Source organism: Streptomyces sp. NPDC002602 (assembly GCF_042889445.1).
GTDB lineage: Bacteria > Actinomycetota > Actinomycetes > Streptomycetales > Streptomycetaceae > Streptomyces.
In genome coordinates this window covers 623,598-648,776 of the sequence record NZ_JBIAQX010000001.1, presented here as the reverse complement: position 1 = coordinate 648,776, position 25,179 = coordinate 623,598, and the positions used below count along the sequence as shown (strand labels likewise).

Annotated in this window: 22 protein-coding genes and 1 riboswitch; of the genes, 13 read left to right on the top strand and 9 right to left on the bottom strand. The window is 74.0% G+C overall.

The window, feature by feature from the left end:
* Positions 1-87 precede the first annotated feature (87 nt).
* The 5 genes from ACFYW3_RS02540 (at position 88) to ACFYW3_RS02520 (ending at position 6,472) form a co-directional block, all read left to right on the top strand.
* On the top strand, positions 88-1,356 hold the full coding sequence (locus ACFYW3_RS02540; RefSeq protein ID WP_389385300.1) for an ABC transporter substrate-binding protein: 1,269 nt from the start codon (positions 88-90) through the stop codon (positions 1,354-1,356).
* Between the two features lie 9 nt (positions 1,357-1,365).
* Positions 1,366-4,287, top strand: a complete 2,922-nt coding sequence (locus ACFYW3_RS02535; RefSeq protein WP_389385299.1) for an ATP-binding cassette domain-containing protein — start codon at positions 1,366-1,368, stop codon at positions 4,285-4,287.
* Complete coding sequence (locus tag ACFYW3_RS02530) at positions 4,284-5,057, top strand: ABC transporter ATP-binding protein (RefSeq protein ID WP_389385298.1); 774 nt, start codon at positions 4,284-4,286, stop codon at positions 5,055-5,057. The genes ACFYW3_RS02535 and ACFYW3_RS02530 overlap by 4 nt, the downstream gene beginning before the upstream one ends.
* Positions 5,058-5,178: 121 nt before the next feature.
* A complete protein-coding gene (locus ACFYW3_RS02525) occupies positions 5,179-6,027 on the top strand; it encodes an aldo/keto reductase (protein ID WP_351761278.1) in 849 nt (282 codons plus the stop codon).
* A gap of 19 nt (positions 6,028-6,046) precedes the next feature.
* Entirely contained in the window at positions 6,047-6,472 is a 426-nt protein-coding gene (locus ACFYW3_RS02520; protein WP_351761275.1) for an RICIN domain-containing protein, read from the top strand.
* A gap of 81 nt (positions 6,473-6,553) precedes the next feature.
* Here ACFYW3_RS02520 and ACFYW3_RS02515 read toward each other — a convergent pair whose 3' ends face one another.
* Both ACFYW3_RS02515 and ACFYW3_RS02510 read right to left on the bottom strand, forming a co-directional pair.
* On the bottom strand, positions 6,554-7,306 hold the full coding sequence (locus tag ACFYW3_RS02515) for a class I SAM-dependent methyltransferase (protein WP_389385297.1): 753 nt from the start codon (positions 7,304-7,306) through the stop codon (positions 6,554-6,556).
* Positions 7,306-7,611 (bottom strand): 4a-hydroxytetrahydrobiopterin dehydratase, encoded by a 306-nt coding sequence (locus tag ACFYW3_RS02510; RefSeq protein WP_351761269.1) that lies wholly within the window; start codon positions 7,609-7,611, stop codon positions 7,306-7,308. The genes ACFYW3_RS02515 and ACFYW3_RS02510 overlap by 1 nt, the downstream gene beginning before the upstream one ends.
* Positions 7,612-7,789: 178 nt before the next feature.
* Here ACFYW3_RS02510 and ACFYW3_RS02505 point away from each other — a divergent pair, with 178 nt between their 5' ends.
* Complete coding sequence (locus ACFYW3_RS02505) at positions 7,790-8,578, top strand: helix-turn-helix domain-containing protein (protein ID WP_389385296.1); 789 nt, start codon at positions 7,790-7,792, stop codon at positions 8,576-8,578.
* Here the strand turns inward: ACFYW3_RS02505 and ACFYW3_RS02500 are convergent.
* Positions 8,564-8,989, bottom strand: coding sequence for a hypothetical protein (locus tag ACFYW3_RS02500; RefSeq protein WP_351761263.1), 426 nt, complete (start codon positions 8,987-8,989; stop codon positions 8,564-8,566). The two genes, ACFYW3_RS02505 and ACFYW3_RS02500, sit on opposite strands and share 15 nt — an antisense overlap.
* A gap of 387 nt (positions 8,990-9,376) precedes the next feature.
* Between ACFYW3_RS02500 and ACFYW3_RS02495 the strand changes: the two genes are divergently transcribed.
* Positions 9,377-10,408, top strand: a complete 1,032-nt coding sequence (locus ACFYW3_RS02495; RefSeq protein ID WP_351761260.1) for a hypothetical protein — start codon at positions 9,377-9,379, stop codon at positions 10,406-10,408.
* A gap of 361 nt (positions 10,409-10,769) precedes the next feature.
* A complete protein-coding gene (locus ACFYW3_RS02490; RefSeq protein WP_389385295.1) occupies positions 10,770-12,203 on the top strand; it encodes an NAD(P)/FAD-dependent oxidoreductase in 1,434 nt (477 codons plus the stop codon).
* A gap of 141 nt (positions 12,204-12,344) precedes the next feature.
* On the opposite strand, the gene ACFYW3_RS02485 is transcribed toward ACFYW3_RS02490, so the two are convergent.
* Positions 12,345-13,151, bottom strand: a complete 807-nt coding sequence (locus tag ACFYW3_RS02485) for a bifunctional 5,10-methylenetetrahydrofolate dehydrogenase/5,10-methenyltetrahydrofolate cyclohydrolase (RefSeq protein ID WP_389385294.1) — start codon at positions 13,149-13,151, stop codon at positions 12,345-12,347.
* 28 nt (positions 13,152-13,179) lie between these two features.
* A riboswitch (ZMP/ZTP riboswitch) is annotated at positions 13,180-13,275 on the bottom strand.
* Between the two features lie 79 nt (positions 13,276-13,354).
* On the opposite strand from ACFYW3_RS02485, the gene ACFYW3_RS02480 reads away from it, so the two are divergent.
* Both ACFYW3_RS02480 and ACFYW3_RS02475 read left to right on the top strand, forming a co-directional pair.
* Positions 13,355-14,116 carry a methyltransferase domain-containing protein gene (locus tag ACFYW3_RS02480; RefSeq protein ID WP_351761253.1) on the top strand — a complete coding sequence of 254 codons (762 nt, stop codon included), beginning with the start codon at positions 13,355-13,357 and terminating at the stop codon, positions 14,114-14,116.
* Between the two features lie 225 nt (positions 14,117-14,341).
* The gene (locus ACFYW3_RS02475) at positions 14,342-15,916 is read left to right on the top strand and encodes an RNA polymerase sigma factor (RefSeq protein ID WP_351761250.1); all 1,575 of its coding nucleotides are present in this window, start codon (positions 14,342-14,344) and stop codon (positions 15,914-15,916) included.
* 82 nt (positions 15,917-15,998) lie between these two features.
* Here ACFYW3_RS02475 and ACFYW3_RS02470 read toward each other — a convergent pair whose 3' ends face one another.
* The 3 genes from ACFYW3_RS02470 to ACFYW3_RS02460 all read right to left on the bottom strand — a co-directional run bounded on the left by ACFYW3_RS02470 (position 15,999) and on the right by ACFYW3_RS02460 (position 20,072).
* Positions 15,999-17,366 carry an amino acid permease gene (locus ACFYW3_RS02470; protein ID WP_389385293.1) on the bottom strand — a complete coding sequence of 456 codons (1,368 nt, stop codon included), beginning with the start codon at positions 17,364-17,366 and terminating at the stop codon, positions 15,999-16,001.
* 74 nt (positions 17,367-17,440) lie between these two features.
* Positions 17,441-19,561, bottom strand: a complete 2,121-nt coding sequence (locus ACFYW3_RS02465; RefSeq protein ID WP_389385613.1) for a phage holin family protein — start codon at positions 19,559-19,561, stop codon at positions 17,441-17,443.
* Positions 19,562-19,667: 106 nt separating this feature from the next.
* Entirely contained in the window at positions 19,668-20,072 is a 405-nt protein-coding gene (locus tag ACFYW3_RS02460; RefSeq protein WP_351761246.1) for a hypothetical protein, read from the bottom strand.
* Between the two features lie 119 nt (positions 20,073-20,191).
* Between ACFYW3_RS02460 and ACFYW3_RS02455 the strand changes: the two genes are divergently transcribed.
* Together ACFYW3_RS02455 and ACFYW3_RS02450 are read left to right on the top strand one after the other, a co-directional pair.
* Complete coding sequence (locus tag ACFYW3_RS02455; RefSeq protein ID WP_351761243.1) at positions 20,192-20,968, top strand: MBL fold metallo-hydrolase; 777 nt, start codon at positions 20,192-20,194, stop codon at positions 20,966-20,968.
* Positions 20,965-21,600 (top strand): DedA family protein, encoded by a 636-nt coding sequence (locus ACFYW3_RS02450; RefSeq protein WP_389385292.1) that lies wholly within the window; start codon positions 20,965-20,967, stop codon positions 21,598-21,600. Before ACFYW3_RS02455 ends, ACFYW3_RS02450 begins: the two co-directional genes overlap by 4 nt.
* Before the next feature lie 39 nt (positions 21,601-21,639).
* On the opposite strand, the gene ACFYW3_RS02445 is transcribed toward ACFYW3_RS02450, so the two are convergent.
* Complete coding sequence (locus tag ACFYW3_RS02445; protein ID WP_389385291.1) at positions 21,640-22,800, bottom strand: MBL fold metallo-hydrolase; 1,161 nt, start codon at positions 22,798-22,800, stop codon at positions 21,640-21,642.
* Positions 22,801-22,828: 28 nt separating this feature from the next.
* Positions 22,829-24,067, bottom strand: coding sequence for an aminotransferase class I/II-fold pyridoxal phosphate-dependent enzyme (locus tag ACFYW3_RS02440; protein ID WP_389385290.1), 1,239 nt, complete (start codon positions 24,065-24,067; stop codon positions 22,829-22,831).
* A gap of 285 nt (positions 24,068-24,352) precedes the next feature.
* On the opposite strand from ACFYW3_RS02440, the gene ACFYW3_RS02435 reads away from it, so the two are divergent.
* Positions 24,353-25,174: a methyltransferase domain-containing protein gene (locus ACFYW3_RS02435; RefSeq protein WP_351758843.1), complete on the top strand. Its 822-nt coding sequence runs from the start codon at positions 24,353-24,355 to the stop codon at positions 25,172-25,174.
* The last annotated feature ends 5 nt before the right edge of the window (positions 25,175-25,179 follow it).

Here is a 25,179-nt window from a genome sequence, read left to right as displayed (position 1 = left end):
ATCCGTCATTTCACTTGGTCGGCAATATTGACGGTGCGTCAGGTCACGCACAGAATGCGGGGATTCCGACCGGAGGGGATTCCACACATGCTGCGACCCATCCACGCCCTCGCCGCCGCGGCGGCGGCCCTCGCGCTCGTCACCGCCTGCAACTCGGCCTCGACCAACGGCACCTCGCCTGGCCGGACCGGGGACGCGCCGGGCACCACCCGCGGGGTCACCGCCGACTCGATCAAGGTCGGTGGCATCGTGTCGATGACCAGCGCGAGTGGGTACAGCAAGAAGGACACCGACCTCGGCGCGAAGGCCCGTTACCTGCGCGCCAACGCGGAGGGCGGCGTCAACGGCCGCACGATCGACTACATCGGCGCCGAGGACGACGGCCAGGACCCCGGCAAGAACACGGCCGCCGCCCGCAAGCTCGTCCAGCAGGACGAGGTCTTCGCGGTCTCCCCGATGAGCTCCGTCACCTTCTCCGGCGCGGACTTCCTCCAGCGCGAGAAGGTGCCCACCTTCGGCTGGGGCACCCTCCCCTCCTTCTGCGGACCGGAGTACATCTACGGGTTCAACGGCTGCCTGGTCCCCACCCCCGGCGGCACCATCAACCAGACCTGGCCCGAGGGCGTCGCCCGGATCCTCGGCGGGGCGGCCGGCAAGTCGGTCGCGATCATCGCCAATGACAGCGACGCCGGGAAGTTCGGCGTGGCGACCTTCCGGCAGGGATTCGGCAGCGCCGGGTTCACGGTGTCCTACGCGAAGGCGTCGGTGCCCGGCACCGCCGTGCCGAACGACTGGTCCGCGTACGTGAAGGAGATCCTGGCGAGCAACGGCGGCAAGGCCCCCGACGCCGTCGTCTCCGTCATGCAGACCCCCAACAACATCGGCCTGTTCACCGCGCTCAAGCGCGCCGGCTACCGGGGCGTGCTCACCGACCCCACCGACTACGACCCGGGGCTGCTCGCGAAGGACGCCACCCGGCAGGCGCTGGACGGGGTGTACGTCCTCCTGCAGTTCGAGCCGTTCGAGTCGCGGAACCCGGCGATGGCCCGGTTCAAGGCCGACATCAAGGCGGCGGCCGGCGGGCAGGATCTGCCGCTGAACATGCACATGATGACCGGGTACATGTCCGCGGACCTGTTCCTCTCCATCGCGGGCAAGGCCGGCAGGAACCTCACCCCGGAGACCTTCCAGAGCGCCGCGCGGACCTTCTCCGACACCGGCACGCTGGTCGGCGACCGGGCGGAGCCCAAGGGGCAGAAGAACAGCTTCGGCTGCGGGGCGCTCGTCCGGCTGCGGGACGGCGCGTACGAGGTCGCCGTCCCGTTCGCGTGCCACGAACCCATCCCCTTCAAGTAGGCCCGCGGCATGGGTGACCTGCTCGTCTTCGTGCTGAGCGGCCTGGTCTCCGGCGCCCTGTACGCGCTGCTGGCCACCGGGCTGGTGCTGTCGTACTCGGCGTCCGGACTCTTCAACTTCGCGCACGGGGCCACCGCCTACCTGTGCGCGCTCACCTTCTACGAGCTGCACTCCGGACTGGGCTGGCCGGCCGTCCCCGCGGCGCTCCTGGTGGTGCTCGGCGTGGCGCCCGGGATCGGCTGGGGGCTGGACCGGCTGATGTTCCGGCGGCTCGCCCGGGTCGGGGAGACCGCGCGGATCGTGGCGACCATCGGGCTGCTGGTGGCGCTGCCGGCGGCCGGACTGTGGGCGGTGGAGCTGCTCGGCGACGCGGGGGCGCCGGTGAAGCCCGCCGAGAACCAGTTCGGGCTTCCCGGGGTGGGGCCGAGCCCCGCACGGTCCTGGCAGCTCGCCGAGGGCGTGGGCGTCGACTCCGATCAGCTGATCACCTGGGTGGTGACGGCCCTGGTGGCAGTGGCCCTGTGGGTGTTGATGCGACACACCCGCCTGGGGCTGACGCTGCGGGCCGCCGTCGACAACCGCTCGCTGACCGAACTGCGCGGGATCAGCGCCGACCGGCTGTCCTCGGTCGCGTGGATGATCGCCTCCGGGCTGGCGGGGCTCGCCGGGGTGCTGGCGACCCCGCTCCTGGGCCTGTCCGCGCACGACTTCACCCTGTTCCTGTTCGTGTCGGCGACGGCCGCCGTGATCGGACGGTTCGCGTCGGTCCCCCTGGCGTTCGCGGGCGGGCTGGGGCTGGGGGTGTTGCAGAACCTGGTCGCCGGCTACGCCTCCTTCGCCGAGGGGATCACCGGGTTCCGGACGGCCGTGCCGTTCCTGATCCTGTTCGGCGGGCTGCTGGTGCTGACCCGGCGGGCGCGGGCCACCGGAACGGTCGTGGCCGACGCCCCGCCCGTGGACCACCTGGCCGGGGCCTCGTGGGCGCGGCGGTGGGGGGTGTGGGCGGTGGGCGCGGGCCTGCTGTGCGTGGCCTTCTACACCGTGACGACCCCGTTCTGGAGCGGGCTCCTCACCCAGGGGTTGGCCATCGCCCTGGTGTTCATGTCCTTCACCGTGGTCACCGGGCTCGGCGCGATGGTGTCGTTGGCGCAGGCGACCTTCGTGACCGGGGCGGCGTTGGTGGCCGGGCTGTTGATGAGCCGGGGGTGGCCGTTCGTGGCGGCGTTGGCGGTGGGGACGTGCGTGGCCGCCGTCCTGGGCGCCCTGGTCGCGCTGCCGGCGCTGCGGCTGGGGGGACGGTCCCTGGCCCTGGCGACACTGGCGTTGGCGTTCCTCGCCGACCAGGTGTTGTTCCAGTTGCGGTGGTTGCGCAACGGGGACTCCGGCTGGTCGATCCCTCGGCCGGTCGTCGGCCCGGTGGACCTGTCCGACGACCGGGCGATGGGGGTGACCCTGGTGGTGCTCGTCGCGGTCGTGGCCGCCGCGCTGGGCGCGCTGCGCGACTCCCCCTCGGGCCGGGCGATGCTGGCCGTGCGGTCGGCCCCGGCGGCGGCGATGGCGTCCGGGGTGTCCGTGCTGCGGACGAAGTTGCTGCTGTTCACGCTGTCGGCCGGGCTCGCGGGGTTCGGGGGCGTCATGTACGCCTCGTACAACACCCGGATCACGGCCACGGACTTCACGGCGATGACGGGGTTGGTGTGGCTGGCCGTGGTGGTGGCGGCGGGGGTGCGGCGGCCGCAGTACGCGGTGGTGGCGGGGCTGGTGTTCGCGGTCGCCCCCCAGGTGATGGCGCACTGGGTGACGACCTCGGCGCACCTGCCGGTGATCCTGTTCGGGTTGGCGGGGCTGGCGCTGGCCAATGACCCCGACGGCTACTGCGCCGCCGTGCCGGTACGGCTGGCCAGACGGCGCGCCGGGCGCTCCGCCGATACGGGAGCCTCCGCCGGGGCCGGGGTCGGGTCGGGGACCGAGGCCGGAGCCGGGTCTGGGACCGAGGCCGGGGTCGGGTCTGGGACCGGGGCCGGGGTCGGGGCCGGGTCGGGGACCGAGGCCGGGGCCGGGTCGGGGGCGGGGGCCGGGGTCGCGCCCCGGGCCGCTTCGGGGGCTCCGCCCCCGGACGCCCGCGCCTCGAACGCCGGCGGGACCGACCGGGCGGGGGGTGGCGTCGAGCGCGCGAGGACGGCGGCGGTGCCCGGGCCCCGCGCCACGCTCGCCGGCGGGGCCGACCCGGCCGGGCGCCCCGTCGCCCTGGAGCTGCGGGGGGTACGGGCCGGGTACGACGGCGGGGCGGTGTTGCACGGGGTGGACCTCGTCGTGCGGCAGGGCGAGATCCTCGCCCTGCTCGGGCCCAACGGGGCCGGGAAGAGCACCGCGTGCCGGGTCGCGGCCGGGGTGCTGCCCGCCGGTGACGGCCGGGTCCTCGTGGCCGGGCGGGACGTGACGCGGGAGGGGGCCGTGCGCCGTGCGCGGGGCGGGGTGCTGCTCGCTCCCGAGGGTCGGGGGATCTTCCCCTCGCTCGACGTCGAGGAGAACCTGGCGCTCCACCTGCGGGACCCGGCCGAGCGGGACGCCGTGTTCGGGCGCTTCCCGCGGCTGCGGGAGCGGCGCCGGGTGCCCGCCGGCGCGTTGTCGGGCGGGGAGCAGCAGTTGCTGGCGCTGGCTCCGCTGTTGCAGCGCCCCCCACGGGTGTTGATCGCCGACGAGCCCTCGCTGGGACTCGCGCCGCGCGTGGTGGACGAGGTGTACGAGCTGCTCGTCGAGCTCCGGGCCGCCGGGACCGCGCTGCTGTTGGTGGAGGAGAGGGCGACCGAGATCCTCGGGACCGCGGACACGGTCGCCTACCTGTCCCAGGGGCAGGTGTCCTGGTGCGGCCCGCGCGCCGAGGTGGAGACCGACCGGCTGACCGAGGCCTACCTGGGGATGGTCCGATGACGGCGCCGTACGTGCTGGAGGCGGTCGGGGTCGGTGTGCGCTTCGGCGGGGTCCGGGCGCTGGCCGGGGTGGACCTCGGGGTCCGGGCCGGGGAGGTGTGCGGTCTGATCGGCCCGAACGGGGCCGGCAAGACCACGCTGTTCGACGTGCTGTCCGGGATCCGCCGACCCGATCGGGGGCGGATGCTGCTCGACGGGGTGGACGTGACCCGCCGCTCCCCGGTCTGGCGGGCCCGGCACGGGGTGCGCCGGACCTTCCAGCGGCAGCAGCTCTTCGGGCAGCTCAGCGTGGCCGACAACGTGCTCGTCGCCCAGGAGTGGCGCGGTGGTGGGGGCGGTCCGGTCGCTGACCTGGTCGCCGCTCCGGCCCGCCGGCGCCGGGAGCGGGAGCGTCGCGAGCGGGCCGCGCGGGTGCTGGAGGGTTGCGGGATCGGTGAGCTGGGGGACGTGTACGCGGGCGGGCTGCCGGTGGGTCGGGCCCGCATGGTGGAGCTGGCCCGCGCGGTGGCCGACCGGCCGAGGGTGCTGTTGTTGGACGAGCCGGCGTCGGGGATGTCGGCGCCCGAGCGGGAGCGGCTCGCGACGGTCGTGCGGCGGCTCGCCGAGGTGGAGGGGTGCGCGGTGTTGCTGGTCGAGCACAACGTGGCCTTCGTGATGGAGCTCTGCGCGCGGGTCGTCGTACTGGACCTCGGGACCGTGCTCGCCCAGGGGACTGCGGCCGAGGTGCGGGCGGACCCGCGGGTGCGGCAGGCCTATCTGGGAGCCTCCTGAATAACCACCCATTTGGCGGGAATGCGCGCCGCGAGTGGCCGGTTATGGCCCCTCGCAGGCCACGGCGCGTACCGCCGTGTCCGCATCCGTACCCGTACCCGACGACGAGGAACGACCCGACGTGAACCAGGTCCCCGGCATCAAGCTCAACAACGGCACCCTTATGCCCCAGCTCGGCTACGGCGTCTGGCAGGTCCCCGACGACGAGGCGGAGCAGGCCGTCACCACCGCCCTGGAGGCCGGCTACCGCAGCATCGACACGGCCGCGATCTACGGCAACGAGGAGGGCACCGGCCGGGCCATCGCGGGCGCCGGGGTGCCGCGCGAGGAGCTGTTCGTCACCACCAAGCTGTGGAACGGCCCGGACCGGGTCTGGGGCCGCGACGAGGTCCTGCGCGCCTTCGACGCATCGCTCTCCCGGCTGGGCCTCGACCACGTCGACCTGTACCTGATCCACTGGCCGCGCCCCATGCGGGACGACGTCCTCGCCACCTGGAAGGCCTTCGAGGAGATCGCCGCGAGCGGTCGCGCCAAGGCGGTCGGCGTGTCGAACTTCCGCCCGGAGGACCTGGAGCGGATCCGGACCGTGAGCGACCTGGTCCCGGCCGTCAACCAGATCGAGCTGCACCCCCTCTTCCCGCAGAGCGCGCTGCGCGCCCTGCACGCCGACCTCGGCATCGCCACCGAGGCCTGGTCCCCGCTCGGCCAGGGCAAGGAGCTGCTCACGCTTCCCGCCGTCACCGCGGTCGCCGCCAAGCACGATCGCACCGCCGCGCAGGTGGTGCTGCGCTGGCACCTCCAGCTCGGCAACGTCGTGATCCCCAAGTCCGTGACGCCCGCGCGCATCCGCGAGAATCTGGATGTCCTCGGCTTCGAACTGGATGCCGACGACATCGCCGTGCTGGACGCCCTGGGCGCCGGCACGGCGGGCCGGCGGCTCGGGCCCGACCCGGCCGTCTTCGACATGTGAGCGAGCCGAGGGTGTGCGGGTGAACGTTCCTGACGGGGTCTACCGACTCCGCAACGTGGGCAGCGGTCTGTTGCTCCAGGTGGAGAGCGGGAACCGGGTGCGGGTGGGGCCGGACGGCCCGCCCGCGCCCGCGTCCGCAGACCGGTGGGAGATCTCGCCGGTGTACGGCGGCGGTGGGATCTTCCACGTGGTGAGCGTGCACAACGGCAAGCGGCTGGACGTCGCGAACGCGTCGGTGGACAGCGGGACCCGGGTGCAGGTGTGGAAGGCCAACGCGTTCGGCGCCCAGGAGTGGATCGTCGAGGAGCACCTGGACGCCCCCGGTGTGGTCTCCCTGATCGCCGTCATCAGCGGGCTCCCGCTGGAGGCCGACGAGGAGGGGCGGGCCCGCCAGTGCGAGGACACCGACTCCCCGGCCCAGTGGTGGCGCCTGGAACCCGCCTGACCCGCTCTGTCGCCGCCGAGCGGCAGGTGGGGCGCGCTCCTCCCGCCCCTCCACCGCCGCCGATCCGCCGGCAGGCCGCCGTCAGTCGCGCACGAAGGCGGCCAGGCGGTACGTCGGGTCCGCGCGCGGCACGTCCCGGTCGGGCAGCGCCTCCAGCCGGGTCGCGACCTCCTCGACGGTGGCGCCCCGGGGTGCGACGCGGGAGGCGTACCGTCCCGCGCGCAGCGCCTCGGCCGCGCCGCGCGGGGTGACGCCCTGGCCGAAGCCCGTGAACAGGGTCTCCCCGCACGGCCGCAGACCCGCCTGCGCGGCGTACCCCGTCACCTGCGCCGAGGCGTCCGCCGGGGTCGGCGTGAGGTGCGGTGCGAGCACCCCGTCGATGTCGCCGCCGACGTCGTGCGCGGAGTCCTTGTCCACGGTGGTGACGAACACCCCGCCCGGGCGCAGCGTCCGCGCCACCTCCGCGATCAGTCGCGGCACCACCCCGGGCTCCCGCAGCAGATGCAGGAGCCACACCGCGCTCACGGCGTCCAACGAGCGGGACCGCACGGGCAGCCCGGTCCCGGAGGCGATCACCACCGGGACCCCGCGCCGCGCCGCCATCGCCGCCATGCCGTACGAGGCGTCCGCGCCCAGCACCCGCAGCCCGGGGCGCCGCAGCCGGGCGGTGACGATGCCCGTACCGCAGCCCAGGTCGAGCAGGGTGCGCGCGGGGGCCGGGACGAGGCCGAGGACCGCGGCCGCCGCGGCCTCGGCGCGCGGGGCGCCGCCCCGGGTGGCGTCGTATGCCTCGGCCTCGGCGTCGTAGTCGAGCAGGGAACCCGGTATCGGCATCAGCTCGCTCCGTGGGCGGGCGCCAGGGCCTCCAGTCGCTCGGCGAGGGCGAAGTCGGTCTCGGTCACGGCGTCGCCCGCGCTGTGGGTGTTCACCGACACGCGGACCGTGTCGTAGCCCAGGGTGAGGTCCGAGTGGTGGTTCAACTCGTCCTGCACCGCCGCGATGTGGGCGACGAGGGCGCTCGCCGCGAAGTGGCTGCCCAGCCGGTAGGTGCGCAGGATCCGGTCGTCCTCGAAGGCCCAGCCCGGGAGTTCCCGCAACCGGTCCTCGATCTCCTTCTGGGAAAGCGGCTCGCCCGACATCCACACACTCCTTCACGACTCGGTCGGCTCCATCGCCTGACGTGGGGTCAAGGTTCGCACAGCGCGGGCCCGCGGGAAGGTCTCGCGCGCGGCGGTGCGCGCCGGCGCGTCCGCTCGTCTTCGCCGCGGGACACCGGCCGCGCCCGGCGGCTGGTGGCCGCTGGGCTACCGTCGGACCATGACGACGGTGAGTGTGGGCGCGATGCTGCGCACCTGGCGGGAGCGGCGCGGGATCAGTCAGTTGGAGCTGGCGGGTCGCGCCGACTCCTCGTCGCGGCACATCAGTTTCGTGGAGACCGGCCGTTCCCGGCCGAGCGAGGAGATGGTGCTGCGGCTCGCGGAACACCTGGACATCCCGGTGCGGGAGCGCAACGCCCTGTTGCTGGCGGCCGGCTACGCGCCCCGCTACCCGCACACCCCGCTCGACGACCCGTCGATGGAGGTCCTTCGGGACTCGCTGGAGCGGCTGTTGGCGGGCTACGAGCCGTATCCGGCGCTGGTCGTGGACGCCACCTACCAGGTGATCGCCGCGAACCGGGGCATCGCGCTGCTGCTGGACGGGGTGCCCGAGCACCTGCTGGCGCCGCCGCTGAACGCGATGCGGCTGACCCTGCATCCGCAGGGCCTGGCCGGGCGGATCCTCAACCTGCGGGAGTGGCGCGGGCACCTGTTGGAGCAGATGGAGCGACAGATCGCACTGTCGCGCTCGGAGCCGCTGCGCGCGCTGTACGAGGAGGTGGCGGCCTACCCCGTGGCGGAGCGGGCCGATCACGGGGAGCCGCGGGAGGCGGTCGCGAACATCGCTCTGCCGCTGCGGATCGAGCACGACGGCCACGCCCTGTCCTTCGTGTCGTCCATCTCCACCTTCAACACGCCGATGGACGTGACCGTCGCCGAGCTGGCCATCGAGACCCTGCTGCCCGCCGACCCGGCGACGGTGAAGTACCTGCGCTCACTGGTCCCCTGAGGCCACAGCGCGCAGCGCGAGCCACTGGGCGAGCGCGAACCCGGCGACGACGAGCCCCTGTGCCGGGATCCACACCGCGCCCGCGACGGTCGGGGTGAACCACAGGAGTGCCGAGGCCAGGCTCAGGGCAGCCCAGAGGCAGTTGGTCTCGATGACGAGACGGACGGGGAGGACCGGCGGCCGGCGTCGGGCGGCCAGCCACCCGACGCCCGCCCCGTACAGGGCGAGGATCGCTCCGAGGACGAGCAGGGTCGTGGAGCCGACGCCCAGGAGTCGGCCGAGCGGCGCGGAGAAGGCGAGGTAGGCGAGCCCGTTGCCGGCGGTGACCAGCGCGTCGAGCGCGAGGAACCGGCGCAGCACGGCCTGCGGCTCGGTGGTGCGGACGATGCCGGCGAGCAGGGTTGCGGACATGTCGAATCAGCCTCCGTCGAGGATGGGACGCGTGGAGTGGCGGGACATCGGATCCCGGGGCCGAGTGCGCGGCCCCGGGATCCGATGCCCCCACTGTGCCGACGGTCCGGGACGGGGTCGATTACCCCGGGGGTAAGGGCCCTGCGCCCCGGGGGCGCGTCCGGACCGTCGTGGTGCGCTCGTGCGAGGGCAGTCCTCCGTCGCGAACGGGCGCGCCTGTCCCGGCGAGACCGTCGGGGGTGCGCGGAGGCCGCGGATGCCCATCTTCTTTGAGATGGGGTGAAGGAAAGGTGGGGGTTTCGCTGGTTCGGCGCGGGGGTGAGGGCTAGGCTGCGGGCAGCCCGAACGCCCGAGCGACATCCCGAGCGACATACGGAGAGTTTCCCGGTGCGAGCCGCCGCCCGACCCGATCCGGCCACGATCCGGGACCGCGTCGCGAAGCTGGCGCGGCAGCGCGGACAGGACCCGGCCGACGTGCTGTCCGACGAGCGGCTCGGCCGGCTCTCCGGGGTCGAACCGGACCTGGTCCCCGGGGTCTTGGCCGGTGAAGCACCCGAAGTCCCCCTGACCCGGCGGGTACACCGTCGCTTCCGGTGTCTGCGCGAGACGCGGCGTGACAAGCACGGCCGGGAGTGGTCGCTGGCCGCGATAGCCGAGGACTTCGGGGCGCCCGGCGCTTCCCTGGGCCCCCTCAACGCGGGTACGGGACTGCCCGGGTTGGGGCACGCGGCCGGGATCCAGCGGTTCTTCGGGGTCTTCGCGGGCTTCCTGCTGGCCGACAACAAGAGTGCGGTGGAACGGGCCCTGGCCACCGCGCCCGCAGGGGCGGGCGCCCCGGACGACCTGGACCGTCTGTCCTTCGTCACCGGCATCACCCCCGAGGCCATCCGCCTCACCCTCGACGGCCGGCCGGCGCGGCTCCCGCTGCGGGAACAGGTCCGGGAGCGCTTCGAGCACCTGCGCCGCACGCGCCCCCGGGAGGACGGGCGGCCGTACTCCCTGACGGCCATCGCGCGTTCCTTCGACGCGTCGGGGCAGTCGCTGACCCGCCTCGTGCAGGGCGAGGGCCTGCCCAATCTGGCCGCGGCCGCCGGGATCCAGCGGTTCTACGGGGTGGAGGGCGGATTCCTGCTGGCCGATGACACCGAGGCGCTGACCGCGGCCCTCGCCGGGATCGAGCGGGAGTGGGAGTCGGCCCCGCCCGAGGCCGAGAACCCGATGCTCGCCGTCCTGCGAGCGCACGACGTACGCAGCATCGTCACCCGCGCCGGACGGCTCTCCCCCGCGGGCTGGAAGTCCCTGGCCGACCACCTGGACGAGCTGCTCGCGCGGGAGGGCCGTCTCGATGCCGGCCCCTCCGAGGACCCGGGACCCGCCGACCCGGGCCCGGCACGGGGCCCCGGGGGCGGCACGCCGTGAGGGCCACCCGGGCTCCGTGCGGCACGGGCCCCGGCTCCGGCCCGGCCGGCGCGAGCGGCCCCCGGGGCGCGTGCCGCGGCGCACCGCACCCCGACCCCGCGCCGAACCCCCGCCCCGCCCCGGACCCGCCTCGACGTACGAACCGCGCCCCTCCCCCGCGCGGTTCGCCTGTCCGTGGCGATCGAGCGGGTCAACCTCCTGATCGGCGGGGCCCGTTGAACGGGCGTCTGCCGCTCCCGACCCGGTGGCCCGAGCACACCACTTCACTTGTGTCGCCGTCTCCCGTGCGGCCCCGACAGAGAGCCACCACACGATGACCCAGCCTTCCGCACCCCGTCATGCCGTCGTCATCGGGGGCAGCATGTCCGGCCTTCTGACGGCAGCCGTCCTCGCCGAACACGCCTCGGTCACGATCATCGACGCCGACGCGCTGCCGGACGGCCCGGCTCCGCGCCGGGGCCTGCCGCAGGCCCGCCACGTGCACGTCCTGTGGTCGGGCGGGGCGCGCGCCATCGAGGAGATACTGCCGGGCGTCATCGGGGAGTGGACGGCCGCGGGCGCCCTGCGTCGCAGCCTGCCGGGCGAGCTCGTCACCAAGGCCGCGCAGGGCTGGCTGCCGCGGTGCGGGGAGAAGCAGTTCAGCATCTCGTGCAGCCGCGACCTCCTCGACTCGGTGGTCCGCGCCAAGGTCCTCGGCCTCAAGGAGGTGAACACGCTCCAGGAGAGCCGGGTACGGGGCCTGGAGGGCACGGCGGCCCGGATCACCGGGGTCCGCGTCGACACCCCGGAGGAGGAGAACCGGCTGATCACCGCGGACCTCGTCGTCGACGCGAGCGGTCGCGGCTCCCGGAGCCGGACCTGGCTCCAGGAACTGGGGGTGGGCGAGATCGAGCAGGCGGAGGTCGACTCCGGTCTGGTCTACGCGACCCGGATCTTCGAGGCGCCCGCCGGAAGCCACGCGATGGGCTTCCCCATCGTCAACGTGCAGTCCGATCCGCGGGTGCCCGTGCCCGGTCGCACCGCGACGATCGTACCGATCGAGAACGGCCAGTGGCAGGTCACCCTCTCGGGCACCCGCGGCGGCCGGCCGACCGTCGACCCGGACGCGTTCATCCCGTTCGCCATGGAAGCGCGGGACCCGGTCGTCGGCGAGTTGCTGGAGGGGAAGAGGCCGCTCACCGAGGTGTCCGTGACCCAGGGCACCGCCAACCGCCGTGTCTTCTTCGAGAAGGCCGACCTGCCCGAGGGCTTCTTCGCCGTCGGGGACGCCGTCGCCACCTTCAACCCGCTGTACGGACAGGGCATGTCCGTCGCCGCACGCGGACTGCTGGCCGTACGCGACCTGCTGCGCGCCCGGGGGCTCGCCACGCCCTCCGTGGGCCGTGCGGCGCAGCGCGCGCTCGCCCCGCAGGTCTCCACCGCCTGGGAGCTGGCCACCTCGCAGGACATCCTCTACCCCGGCGCGACGGCGACCGGCATGAGGTCCAGGCCGGGCTCGGCGCTGGTGACGCGGTACGTGAGCCGGCTGATGACCGGTGCCACCACACAGGAGCAGCTCACGGGCGCGTTCCTCCAGGTCATCACCATGACCAGCCCGCCCGCCCACTGGTTCCGCCCGGACGTGCTCTGGCGCGTGCTGCGGGCCTCCGGGGAGGGCGCCCACAAGGCGGCGCCGCTCACCGCGGCCGAGCGGACCGTGGGCGGGCTGGACCGGCCCGGGGGGCCGGGCTCCGAGGACGGCCGGACCGGGGGCGACCCGAGCGGCGCCCCCGCCGACCCGGACGGCCGGCCCTGAGGGCTGCCGGGCCTGAGGGCTGCCGGGCCGGACGGAACCGGGCCGGGCGGGACCGTACGCGGCCGCCCGCCGGGGAAACGGAACGCCCCGGGCCGAAGGGGGCCGGGGCGTTCGTCGTGCGGGATCGGGCGCGAGGCCGGGTCAGAGCTCCGCGAGGTCCAGCCCGGCCTGCGCGGCGGCGGCCCGCACGGTCTGCTCCAGGAGCACCGCGATGGTCATCGGGCCGACGCCACCGGGGACCGGGGTGATCAGTGAGGCGCGGGCGGCGGCCGACTCGAAGTGGACGTCGCCGACGTTGCCCGCGTTGTAGCCGGCGTCCAGGACGTCTGCCTGGCGCACGATCGAGGGCAGGTCCACGGTGCGGGAGTGACAGTAGGTGACGGTCGCGTTGCGCTCCAGCAGCAGCATTCCGGCGGGCTTGCCCAGGATCGCGCTGCGGCCGACGACCACGGCGTGCTTGCCGGTCAGGTCCACGTCGTACGCCTCCAGGAGGCGCATGATGCCGCCGGGGGTGCAGGAGACGAAGCCCGGCAGGCCGAAGCCCATCGCGGCGAAGGAGTGCATCGTCACACCGTCGACGTCCTTGCCGGGGGCGATGGCCTCGAAGGCGGCTCGCTCGTCGATGTGGTGCGGCACCGGGTGCTGGAGCAGGATGCCGCTGATCTCCGGGTCCTCGGAGAGCGCGGTGAGGGCGGCCACCAGTTCCCCGGTGGTCGTCTCGGCGGGAAGCTCGACGTGGCGGGACGTGATCCCGGCCTTGGCACAACGGTTCTGCTTCATCCGTACGTAGGTCACCGACGCCGGGTCCTCGCCGACCAGCACGGTCGCCAGACAAGGGGCGGTGCCGGTGCGTTCGGTGATCTTCGCGGCGTGGACGGCGGTCTGCTCCGAGATGCGGCGGGCGACGGCGGTGCCGTCCATGAGCCGGGCGGTCTGGGCAGTCGTCATGGGGTCTCCTGGGCGTCGCTGCGGAATCGCGGTTCGCCCAGGCGCGCGGCAGTCGACGTACCCACCGGTACGCCGGGCCGCTCCCCGGTGGTGATCCACCCGAACGCCAGTCACGGCCCGCCGCCCACTGTAGACGACGCCCGCGCGCGGCGGGCCGCCGATACCCGGTGGAGGACCGGCTGCCGGCCTGCGACGATCGGGGGATGACGCGTACTTTCGACCATCTTGTCGCCGAGGCCGAGTCCGTTTCCGTGGACGGTTGGGACTTCTCCTGGCTCGACGGCCGCGCCACCGAACAGCGCCCCTCGTGGGGCTACCAGAAGCTCCTCGGCGAACGGCTGTCCCGGGTCTCCTCCGTCCTCGACGTCCAGACCGGTGGCGGCGAGGTGCTCGCCGGGGCCGGCGCCCTGCCGCCGCTGACGGTGGCGACCGAGTCCTGGCCGCCGAACGTCGCCAAGGCGACCCGGCTCCTGCACCCGCTGGGCGCGGTGGTGGTCGCCGACTCCGACGAGCCGCCGCTGCCCTTCGGGGACGAGGCCTTCGAGCTGGTCAGCAGCCGGCATCCGGTGACCGTCTGGTGGGACGAGATCGCCCGCGTGCTGACACCGGGCGGCACGTACTTCTCGCAGCAGGTCGGTCCGGCCAGCGTCTTCGAGCTGGTGGAGTACTTCCTGGGCCCGCAGCCGGAGGAGGTCCGGCGCGGCCGGCACCCCGACGACGCGGTCGCCGACGCCCGGAAGGCGGGCCTGGAAATCGTCGATCTGCGCTCCGAGCGACTGCGGACGGAGTTCAACGACATCGGAGCCGTGATCTACTTTCTACGGAAGGTGATCTGGATGGTGCCGGGCTTCACGGTCGGGCACTACCGGGACCGGTTGCGCGAGCTCCACGAACGGATCGAACGCGAAGGCCCGTTCGTCGCGCACACCGCCCGCTTCCTCGTCGAGGCCCGCAAAACGGGCTGAGCGGGAGGGCGCGGGAGGGCGGACGGATCCACGTCGGATCGGTTGCGTCGCCACAGCGTGGCGCAGGTCACTCAATTCAGCGCGTAACGAATCGACTCGGGCATGCGATGAACCGACAGGTGTCCTCGCGCGGCCCCGGAATACAGACCCCCCTCGGGTCTGTTTCCCGAGTTCGCGCGATGATGTCCCGCTCACCCCTTATCTGTTCGCAACGAGAGGCTCCTTGTGTCGCTCAGCCCGTCCCGTACGTTCCCTCCGGAGATCGCCGAATCGGAGGCCCTCGTCGCGCTCGTCGAGCGCGGCCGCGAGCAGGGTCACATCAACGGTGATGACGTGCGCCAGGCCTTCGAGGCCGGCCGCATCCCGGTGGACCAGTGGAAGCGGGTCCTGCGCAGCCTGAACCAGGTCCTGGACGAGGAGGGTGTCGCCCTCCACGTCAGCGCCGCCCCCGCCACCAAGGCCGCTGCGAAGAAGCCGCGCAAGGCTGCCGCCCCGGCCCGTACCGTGACCAAGAAGGCCGCCGCCGCGCCGCGCCCCATCGGCGCGCGCAAGACGGCGGTCCCCGCCACCGCCGCGGCGATATCCGCACCGTCGGCCTCCGGGACCGAGGAGGAGGCGGGGGCCGAGGCCGCCGCCGAGCCGAAGAAGCGGACGGTCAAGAAGACCGCCGCGAAGAAGGCGACGGCCACCAAGAAGACCGCCGCCACGAAGAAGGGCGCCAAGGACGGCGACGAGGGCGAGACCCCCGCGGCCGAGGGCGAGGACTGGGCGGCCGAGGACCTGGCCGACGAGGCCGAGGAGGAGACTCCGAAGGTCGGCGGGACCCAGGGCTTCGTGCTGTCCGACGACGACGAGGACGACGCCCCGGCGCAGACCGTCATGGTCGCCGGTGCCACCGCGGACCCCGTCAAGGACTACCTCAAGCTGATCGGCAAGGTGCCGCTGCTCAACGCCGAGCAGGAGGTCGAGCTCGCCAAGCGCATCGAGGCGGGTCTCTTCTCCGAGTACAAGCTCGAAGAGGAGGAGGACCACAAGCCCACGTTCAAGCGTGAGCTGGAGATCCTCGTCGAGGACGGTCGCCGGGCCAAGAACCACCTGCTGGAGGCCAACCTCCGCCTCGTGGTCTCCCTCGCCAAGCGCTACACGGGCCGCGGCATGCTCTTCCTGGACCTGATCCAGGAGGGCAACGTCGGTCTGATCCGCGCGGTGGAGAAGTTCGACTACACCAAGGGCTTCAAGTTCTCCACGTACGCGACCTGGTGGATCCGGCAGGCGATCACGCGTGCCATGGCCGACCAGTCGCGCACGATCCGCATCCCCGTCCACATGGTCGAGATCATCAACAAGCTGGCCCGTGTCCAGCGGCAGATGCTCCAGGACCTCGGTCGGGAGCCCACTCCGGAGGAGCTGGGCAAGGAACTCGACATGACCCCCGAGAAGGTCATCGAGGTCCAGAAGTACGGCCGCGAGCCGATCTCCCTGCACACCCCCCTGGGTGAGGAGGGCGACAGCGAGTTCGGTGACCTCATCGAGGACTCCGAGGCGGTCGTGCCGGCGGACGCGGTGTCCTTCACCTTCCTCCAGGAGCAGTTGCAGTCGATCCTGGGGACGCTCTCCGAGCGTGAGGCGGGCGTGGTCTCCATGCGGTACGGCCTCAACGACGGCCAGCCGAAGACCCTGGACGAGATCGGCCGCGTGTACGGGGTCACCCGTGAGCGCATCCGTCAGATCGAGTCGAAGACGATGTCGAAGCTGCGTCACCCGTCGCGTTCGCAGGTGCTGCGCGACTACCTCGACTAGAAGCGGGCACGGGGGCCCGGGGCGGTCGGCAGACCGCCCCGGGCCCCCGTGGCGTGTACGGGCGGGGCGGTCCGCCCGCCGGTCAGGCGGCGGTGGCGCGCTGCCTGCGGGCGGACATGACGGCGTAGACGACCACGCCCACGAAGAGGAACAGTACGCCCTGGTACACGGCCGCGTACCCGGAGCCGGCCACGAGCCACATCGAGAAGGCGAAGGCCGCGCAGGCCAGGACGGTGTCACGGACCAGCCGGCCGCGGTGGACGCGCTCGGACTGCCCGGAGACCAGGAAGTAGATCTGGGCGGCGCTGGAGAGCAGGTACGGGACGGTCGCCGTGAAGGTGGTGACCAGCACCAGGATCTCGAAGACCCCCTCGGTGCCCGCGGTGTAGTTGTAGACGGTCAGGGCCGAGGCCAGGACGACGGTGACGAGGACCCCGACGATCGGGACCCCGCGCCTCTTGGTCTCGAAGACCTTCGGGAAGAGCCCGTCCTTGGCCGCGGCGTACGGGGTCTGCGCGCTGAGCAGGGTCCAGCCGTTGAGGGCGCCGACCATCGAGATCACCGCGGCGCAGGCGACGAGGGTGCCGCCCCAGGTTCCGCCGAACATGGCGTCGACGGCGTCGCTGAACGGGGCCTCGGAGGTGACGAGCGTGGCGTGCGCGACCAGGCCGAAGACGGACAGGGTGCCGAGCAGGTAGACGGTGGCGGCGCCGCTGGTGCCCAGGATGGTGGCACGGCCGACGTTGCGGGCCGGGTCGCGGACCTCGCCGGCGCTGACGGCGGCCGACTCGACCCCGAGGTAGCTGAAGAGCAGGATCGCCGCGGCGGCGGAGATCGCGCCGACGGCGCTCTGGTCGGTGGCCTGGAAGGGGCCGAGGTTGGCCGGGTCGAAGAAGAACAGCCCGCCGACGGCCACCAGGAGCAGCGGGGCGAACTTCAGCACGGTGGAGACCAGTTGGACGGCGCCCACGTAGCGGGTGCCCGCGAGGTTGGCGAGGGCGGGCAGCCACTGGACGGCGAGTGCTCCCAGACACATGGACCACTTGTGCTCGCCCACGGCGGGGAAGAGCACCGTGAGGTAGCCGACGGCGGCGACCGCGAGGGCCGCGTTGGAGACCCAGGTGGTGATCCAGTAGCTCCAGGCCGCGAGGAAGCCGGCGAAGTCCCCGAAGGCCGCGCGGGCGTAGACGTACGGACCGCCGGTCTGCGGGTTACGTTCGGCGAGCCGGCCGAAGACGAGCGCGAGGGCGATGGCGCCGACGGTGAGCACGGCGAAGGCGACGAGGCTGATCGTGCCGAAGGGGGCCACCGCGGCGGGGAGGAGGAAGATCCCGCCACCGATGATGTTGCCCATGACCAGGCAGGTCGCGATCGGCAGGCCGAAGCGGCGGGCGTGCGGGCTCGCCTGTTCGTCGGTGGGGACGGGGGCGGGGAGGGGGGTGGGGCTCACGGGTGACGCGCCTCTGGTGTTTCACATGCTGGACAGTTCGACATATCGTCGGGCACTGCCGAGGACGCACCAAATCAGCGGGTTTCGTCCTGTACGGACACCTCTACGGAAGGAAGGGTTCCGCTCAGGTCGGGCTTCGGCCGGTGATCCTGCGGTGCGGCGGCCGTGGACGGCGCGCTCAACGGGACCTGCGGGCCGTCCGCCTCGCGGAGCCAGCGGCGCAGCACCCCGTGCACCGCTTCGGCGCCCACCAGCGCGGTCCCCGGCTCCGACAGTTCGGTGGGCCACATCAGGAACGGGCGTCCCTGCTCACCGCCCAGGCCGCCGTGCGAGCCGATCTGCTCCTCGAAGGCGTGCACGGTCCCGTCGGCCGGGTCGAACGCCGAGTTGACCATGATGTCCGCCACGTGCGGGAAGGAGTCGGTCCGGCGGACGGCTTCGGCCGCGCCCGGCCCGAAGTCCGCCAGCAGCCGCTCCGCCGCCCCCGGCTCGTCCAGCCGGGCCACCGCGCCGCCGGGGCCCAGCACCTCCCCGTCGACCAGCAGGAACCCGACCCCCGGATGGTTCGCCAGCGTGGCCAGCAGCGCCGGATGGGTCCGCTCGATCCACGCCCGGTCGGCCCGCCCGGGCAGGTCCGGGAAGGAGACCAGCCCGAGGTTCCCGGACGCCAGCACCACCGGGTCGGAGCCGCCCGTCGGGTCGGCCTCCTCGCCCTCCTCCACCGGCCGGTGCAGGGCCGCGCGGACCGCCGCGCGCGCCTCGGCACCGCTGCGGGTGCCGCCGGCCCGACGGGAGACCGGGAGACCGCATCCCGCCCGGACGAGGTCCTTGAGGGTGAGGCCGTACCGGCTCAGGAAGGTCTCCCCCGGGCTCTGTCCGTGGTCCGAGAGCAGCACGATCCGGTAGGCCCGGGGCGCGTGCTCGGCGACCCGGGCGATCAGCGCGAGGCTCCGGTCGAGGCGGGAGAGCACCCGGTCGGTGTCCCGGCCGTGCGGGCCGGAGTGGTGCGCGACCTCGTCGTAGGCCACGAGGTCCGCGTAGACGCAGGCGCGGCCGGCGAGCATGTCCCCGATCACCGCCGCGACGACCACGTCCCGCTCGACGACGGTGGCGAAGGCCCGGATCATCGGGTAGAGGCCGCCGCGGCCCACGCGCGGCACCTCGTGCCGGATCCGGGCGCGGATCGACTGGCCGATCTCGCGGCCCACCTCGGCGACGAAGGAGAGCGCGGTGCGGACGGCGTTGGCCGGGTCGGAGAAGTACGCGAAGTAGCCCGCCCGGGAGCGGTTGGCGCGGCCCCGCCGCGCGGACACCGACAGCACCAGGGCGAGCTGGTCGGCGCCGCCGCTGAACAGGTTGCCGCGGCTGGCCCCGTCCAGGGTGAGCAGTCCCCCGTCGCCGGTCCGCTCGATGGCGCGGCGCTGGAGTTCGGCCGCGCTGGTGGGCCGGTTGCACACCACGATCTCGCCGGTGTCCTTCTCGTACCAGCGGAAGGCGGGCACGTCGAAGTTCGAGCCGTGCAGGATGCCGAGCTGGCTGGCGCCCGTCTGGCTGGACCAGTCCGTGCGCCAGGACATGACGCGGTGGCCGCGCTCCAGCCAGTCGCCGACGGTGGGCATCGCCCCGGATCCCGCGGCCCGGCGCAGCACCTCGTACCCGACCCCGTCGAGCTGGAGGAAGACCAGCCCGGGGGGACTCTCGCCCGCGCCGGGGGCCCCCGAGCGCAGTTGCCTGCGTCGGCGCCGGTCGGCGAGCCGGTAGAGCCGGCGGCGGTACGCCTCGTCGTCGCGGACGGCCAGGGCCGTGGACGTGGCGGACGCCACGGCGGACATCACCGCGGCGACCACCACGGCGGTCTCGGGGGCCACCTCCCCGCGCCCGTCCGGGATCAGGTTGAGCGCGATCAGCAGCAGCGATCCGTTGAGGAAGAAGACGAGCAGCCCCAGCAGCAGGGCCGGCACCAGCAGCAGGGCCCGGACGAGCAGCGGCCACACCAGCGCGCTCAACAGGCCGAAGGCCCCGGCGCCCCAGGCGGCGGTCAGCGCGATGCGGGTGACGCTGTCACCGTCGTCGGACTGGAGCCGGAAGTCCGGCAGGATCCCGGCCAGGGCGAGCATGGTGAGCGTGGACACCGCCCACACGAGGATCACCCTCACCAGCGCGCCGCCCGCCGTGCGCCACCGTCCGCGCCACACTCCGTACCCCCGTTCGTGGTTCACTGCCAGCGTCGCACAGCGCCGCGGACGCGGCCGGGCGACACAGATGGCGCACGAACGTACGGAAGCCGCCGGTCAGGTCGTGTTACGTACCGTCGTAGCCCGCCGTCGGCATGGACAGCCGGCGGTGCACTTCCGCCTTCATCGCGGAGGTGTACGTCGGCTCCTCCGGCCCGGCGGTCTCCAGCCGGATCCCGCGCCGCTCGCACTCGGCGGTGAAGTCCTCGACGGAACACAGCGCCCGGGCCAGCACCCGGTGGTTGGCGGCGACGAACAGGTCGACCCGTCCCGCGTCGACGTCGGACCACAGTCCGCAGTGATCGTGGCGCAGGCCGTAGACCAGCAGGTGCCGTGTGACGACGTAGCCGCGGTCCGCGGCCCAGCGGGCGCACATCGCGTGCTGGCCGCGGGTGTCCACGGCGAAGGGGTCTACGTCGAGTTCCTCGAGCGGGGCCAGGCTGGCGATCGCGGCCACGCGCAACTCATCCATGGCGCCCGACCCTACTCCGATCCGCGGTCGTCGAGGAGAGGGCTGTCGGGTTCCGATTGCGCGCGGTGGGACGGGACAGGATCTAAGGTCGACAGGACCGATCGAGGGAGGGAGCACCGGTGCCGGTGGAGATCACCTGGTGGGGGCATGCGACGTGCACGGTGGAGGACTCCGGACTCCGGTTCCTGACGGACCCGCTGTTCGCACGACGGTTCGCACACCTGCGGCGGCGGCGCGGGGCGGTGCCGCCGCCGCAGGCGGCCGAGGCGGACGTGGCGGTGGTCTCGCACCTGCACTCCGACCATCTGCACCTGCCCTCCCTGGCCCGGCTCGCGCCGGGGACCCGGCTGTTGGTGCCCCGGGGCGCCCGCCGGGCCGTACCGGGGCTGGCGCGGGTGGCGACGTCCCGGGGGCTGGCGGTCACGGAGGTCGCGCCGGGCGACGTGGTCCCCGTACGGGACGACGTACGGGTCCGGGCGGTCAGCGCGCGCCACGACGGACGGCGGCTGCCGTACGGGCCGCGGCTCGCGCCGGCGCTCGGCTACGTGATCGAGGGCGCGGCACGGACGTACTTCGCCGGGGACACCGGGCTGTTCGACACGATGGCCGACGAGGTCGGACCGGTGGACGTGGCGCTTCTCCCGGTCGGCGGCTGGGGACCGTACCTGGGGGCGGGGCACCTGGACGCGGGCCGGGCGGCGCGGGCGCTGGCGGACCTCGCGCCGGCGGCGGCGGTGCCGGTGCACTACGGGACGTACTGGCCGATCGGCATGGACGCGGTGCGGCCGCACGAGTTCCACGCGCCGGGCGAGGAGTTCGCCCGGTTCGCGGGGCGGCTCGCGCCGAAGGTGACGGTACGGGTGCCGGACCACGGCGAGCGGGTGCGGCTGCCGTGACCTGGCGCGACCTCCTCGCGGCGGCGGTCGGGCAGGTCCCGCCGGACGGCACCCGGCAGGCGGTCGGGTACCCGGCGCTGTTCCTGCTCGTGGCGCTCGGCGCCCTGGTGCCGGTGATCCCGACGGGGGCGTTGGTGAGTTCGGCCTCGGTGGTGGCCTTCCACCAGGACACCCTGCCGTTCGGGCTGCTGCTGGTGTTCGGCGTCTCGGCGTTCGCGGCGTTCGTCGGGGACCTCGCGCTGTACTGGCTCGGGCGGCGCGGGGTGCACTCGCGGGGCGGCTCGCGTTGGCTGGAGCGGCTGCGGGGGCGGGCCACCCCGGAGCGGCTCGAACAGGCTCAGACGAAGCTCGACGAACACGGCGTGCTGGTGCTGGTCGTCTCGCGGCTGCTGCCGGCGGGGCGCATCCCGGTCATGTTGGCGTGCCTGCTGGCGGAGATGCCGCTGCGCCGGTTCGCGCGCGGCGACGCGCCGGCGTGCCTGGCGTGGGCGGCGACCTACGGCCTGATCGGGATCCTGGGCGGTTCGCTCTTCTCGGAACCCTGGAAGGGCGTGGCCCTCGCGGTCGGTCTGACCCTGCTGATCAGCGCGGCGCCGGCGCTCTGGCGTCGCGTCCGACGCGGTTCGGCCTGAGAGCGCGGGGCGGCGCACGCGGGCCCCGGGGGCGGTGCGTCAGAACGTGCGGGAGGCGCCGATCGGCAGGTCCCACAGCAGCTCGCGGTCCAGTCCGGCCCGCTCCCAGGCCGCGCGCACCCGGTGCAGGGGCTCCATGACCGGCTCGGCGGACAGGACGAAGGTGGCCCAGTGCATGGGTGCCATCCGCCGGGCCCCGAGGTCGAGGCAGGCCCGCACCGCCTCCTCCGGGTCGGTGTGCACGTCGCGCAGCCACCATCTCGGGGCGTACGCGCCGATCGGCAGCAGTGCCAGGTCCATTCCGGGGTGGCGGCGGCCGATCTCCGCGAACCAGTGCCCGTAGCCGGTGTCCCCGGCGAAGTAGACCTTCTTGCCGTGCTCCGTGTCGGTGAGGATCCACCCGCCCCACAGGGTCCGGCAGCCGTCGAGCAGCGACCGCTTCGACCAGTGGTGCGCGGGGACGAACTCGAAGCGGACGCCGCCCAGTTCGGCGCACTCCCACCAGTCGAGTTCCGTGACCCGCTCGAAGCCGCGGCGCCGGAACCAGCGCCCGAGCCCGGCCGGGACGAAGCAGGCCGTGTGGCGGGGCAGCCTTCTGAGGGTGGGCGCGTCGAGGTGGTCGTAGTGGTTGTGGCTGATCACCACCGCGTCGACGGGCGGCAGGTCCTCCCAGCGCACGCCGACGGGGGTCAGCCGGGCGGGGGTGCCCAGGATGCGCCGGGACCAGACCGGGTCGGTGAGCACGGTCAGCCCGCCGGTCCGCAGGACCCAGCCGGCATGGCCGACCCAGGTGACGGACACCGTCCCGGGCCGGGCCTCGGGCACCGGGGCGGGGGCGCAGGGCAGGTCGGGGATGCCGCGCAGCCCTTCCGGGCCGGGTCGCAGGGCTCCCTCGCGGGCCAGTCGGGCGAGCGCGCGGACGCCGGGCAGGGGGGTCGTCAGCCGGTGCGCGAAGGAACGCGGCCACCGGCGGATCTCACCGAGCGGCCGGGGCACGGCCGCCTCGGGCGGGGCGATGGGGGCGATGGGGGCGGTGGCGGCGGCCGGGGCGACGGGGGCGGGATGGTCGGGACGGGCGGGGTGGTCGGGGTGGTCGGGCCGCACCGGTGTCCACCGGGTCGCGCCCGTCCTCGCGGCCCGGCCGGCTCCACCGGCACCACCGACACCACCGGCCGCACCGGCATCCGTCCGGTCCGTCATCGGGGAGCCTCCGTTCGCCGGCGGGGGTTCACTCGGCCAACCCGGCCAGCACGGACCGCAGCCGGTCCAGCACCTCCCGTACGTGCGGCAACTCCAGGGGATCGGGGGCCGTGAGGGCGGCCAGCCGTTCCCGCGGGGTGGCCCCGAGCAGCGGGCCCGTCGACAACCGGACGCGCAGCCCGACGGGTTCGTCCGCGAACCGCTGCCCGCCGGGCGTGGGCGAGCCCAACCGGCCGCCCAACCAGTCCTCCAGCTCCATCGCGTCGCCCACGCCCTGTCGGGCCAGCCCGGCCCGCAGCGGGGTCAGGTCGGCGTACAGGTGCCGGCCGGCCTGCGGGGGTCGGGCGAGCGCCCCGACGGCGAGGATCTCCCGGTGCGCGGCGGCGGCCACGGCGCCGTGCAGGGCCGCCGCCGCGTAGGCCCGGGCGGCGACGGCGTCGGACTCGTCGAGCGCGTGCGCGGCGGCGCCGGCGACCGGACCGGCGACCAGGGCGCCGGTGGCGGTCAGCACGTCGAGGGTGCGGGCCCGCAGCCAGGTGCCGCGGGCGGTGGCGGGGAAGCGGATCACGGCGGCGGGCCAGCCGGCGGGCAACAGCGCCCCCGACAGGTCGACGAGGACGGCGGCCTGCTCGGGGAGCATCTCGGCGGGGCTGAGGATCAGCGTGTCGTGCGGCCGGTGGACGGTGTCGCGCCAGCTCTCGTCGCTGACGACGAACAGTCCCGCCTCCTCGGCCGCCTCGCAGGCCTCGCGCAGCATCTCGGGCGGCGGCACCGTCGCGGTCGGGTCGTCGGCGACGGAGAGCAGCAGGACGCGCGGGTCCCCGCCCTCGGCACGGACCCTTCGCACCGTCTCCAGCAGGGCGTAGGGGTCGGGTACGCCGCCGCACTCGGCCGGGGTCGGCACGTGGAACGCCCGCCGTCCGAGCAGGCGTACCTGCGGGGTCCACCAGGCGGGACAGGGGCGGGGGAGCATCACGTCGCCGCCGTACGCGCCGAGCAGCGCGAGCAGCAGCGACGCGGCGCCGGGTCCGGCGGCCACGTTCTCCGGCGCGGTGGGCAGGCCGCGTCGGGCCCAGTACCGGCAGGCGGCCTCGCGTACGGACGCGCCGCCGCCCGGCGGCTCGGGCGCGGAGCGGTCCGCGGCCGCGGCGAGCACGGCGGTCAGCTCGGGCAGGACGGGCAGTCCGGGCGGGGGCGCGGGCGGCACGTAGCGGACGGGGCCGCGCCCCTCCGCCGTCGTGCGCTGCCACCCCGCCGTCCCCGCCATCCCCGCCGCCCTTCCCGTGCACACCACCGACCAGCCATGCCCTTTATACGGTTATTCGACCGGTTTCGCCCGTCAACCCCCGGCACCCGAGCCGCACCGGCGCCCGAGCACTCACCCGCAGACCCGGCGGCGCGACCGAAGCGACAGCCCGGTCGCTCGGCCCCTTGAGCCACAAGGCCGATGTCCGCATGTCGAAACGCACATCTCACATGACGGGCGAGGGATTACGGTGATCACAGCGCTTCCCAGAGACAGAGACGAACTCGACGAGGAGGAGTCACCGCCATGAACGCCATGAAGGAGACCGCCGTCTACACGCACGGCCACCACGAGTCGGTGCTGCGGTCGCACCGTTGGCGCACCGCCGAGAACTCGGCGGCCTACCTGATCGGCGCACTGCGACCCGGCATGTCGGTACTGGACGTGGGGTGCGGTCCGGGCACCATCACCGCGGACCTGGCGGACCTGGTGGCCCCCGGCGGGCGGGTGACGGCCGTCGACGCGGCGCCGGACGTACTGAGCCAGGCCCGGGCCTACATCGCGGAGCGCGGACCGGCCGGATCGGTCGAGTTCGCCACGGCGGACGTCCACGCGCTGGACTTCCCCGACGACTCCTTCGACGTGGTCCACGCCCACCAGGTGCTCCAGCACGTCGGGGACCCGGTGCGCGCCCTGCGCGAGATGCGGCGGGTGTGCCGGCCGGGCGGGATCGTCGCGGCCCGGGACGCCGACTACGCGGCGATGACCTGGTTCCCCGGGACGCCCGGCCTGGAGGAGTGGCTGAGCCTGTACCGCGCGGTCGCGCGCGCGAACGGCGGCGAGCCGGACGCCGGGCGGCGCCTGCTGTCGTGGGCGCGGGAGGCGGGCTTCACCGAGGTGGCCGCCTCGGCCGGCGCCTGGTGTTACGCCGCCCCGGAGGAGGTCGCGTGGTGGTCCTCCCTGTGGGCGGACCGTACGACGGCGTCGACGTACGCGTCGATCGCCACGAGCGGCGGCCACGCGACACCGGCCGAGCTGACAACGATCGCGGAGGCCTGGCACGCGTGGGGCGCCGCGCCGGACGCCTGGTTCTCCGTCCTGAACGGCGAGATCCTGGCCCGCGCCTGAGCCGC

Bases quoted from the DNA above. Each gene is read 5' to 3' on its own strand.
- ACFYW3_RS02440 (WP_389385290.1), bottom strand. From the start codon at position 24,067: ATGGCGGGGACGGCGGGGTGGCAGCGCACGACGGCGGAGGGGCGCGGC.
- ACFYW3_RS02435 (WP_351758843.1), top strand. From the start codon at position 24,353: ATGAACGCCATGAAGGAGACCGCCGTCTACACGCACGGCCACCACGAG.
- ACFYW3_RS02490 (WP_389385295.1), top strand. From the start codon at position 10,770: ATGTCCGGCCTTCTGACGGCAGCCGTCCTCGCCGAACACGCCTCGGTC.
- ACFYW3_RS02535 (WP_389385299.1), top strand. From the start codon at position 1,366: ATGGGTGACCTGCTCGTCTTCGTGCTGAGCGGCCTGGTCTCCGGCGCC.
- ACFYW3_RS02530 (WP_389385298.1), top strand. From the start codon at position 4,284: ATGACGGCGCCGTACGTGCTGGAGGCGGTCGGGGTCGGTGTGCGCTTC.
- ACFYW3_RS02485 (WP_389385294.1), bottom strand. From the start codon at position 13,151: ATGACGACTGCCCAGACCGCCCGGCTCATGGACGGCACCGCCGTCGCC.
- ACFYW3_RS02460 (WP_351761246.1), bottom strand. From the start codon at position 20,072: ATGGATGAGTTGCGCGTGGCCGCGATCGCCAGCCTGGCCCCGCTCGAG.
- ACFYW3_RS02500 (WP_351761263.1), bottom strand. From the start codon at position 8,989: ATGTCCGCAACCCTGCTCGCCGGCATCGTCCGCACCACCGAGCCGCAG.
- ACFYW3_RS02445 (WP_389385291.1), bottom strand. From the start codon at position 22,800: ATGACGGACCGGACGGATGCCGGTGCGGCCGGTGGTGTCGGTGGTGCC.
- ACFYW3_RS02480 (WP_351761253.1), top strand. From the start codon at position 13,355: ATGACGCGTACTTTCGACCATCTTGTCGCCGAGGCCGAGTCCGTTTCC.
- ACFYW3_RS02540 (WP_389385300.1), top strand. From the start codon at position 88: ATGCTGCGACCCATCCACGCCCTCGCCGCCGCGGCGGCGGCCCTCGCG.
- ACFYW3_RS02515 (WP_389385297.1), bottom strand. From the start codon at position 7,306: ATGCCGATACCGGGTTCCCTGCTCGACTACGACGCCGAGGCCGAGGCA.
- ACFYW3_RS02510 (WP_351761269.1), bottom strand. From the start codon at position 7,611: ATGTCGGGCGAGCCGCTTTCCCAGAAGGAGATCGAGGACCGGTTGCGG.
- ACFYW3_RS02505 (WP_389385296.1), top strand. From the start codon at position 7,790: ATGACGACGGTGAGTGTGGGCGCGATGCTGCGCACCTGGCGGGAGCGG.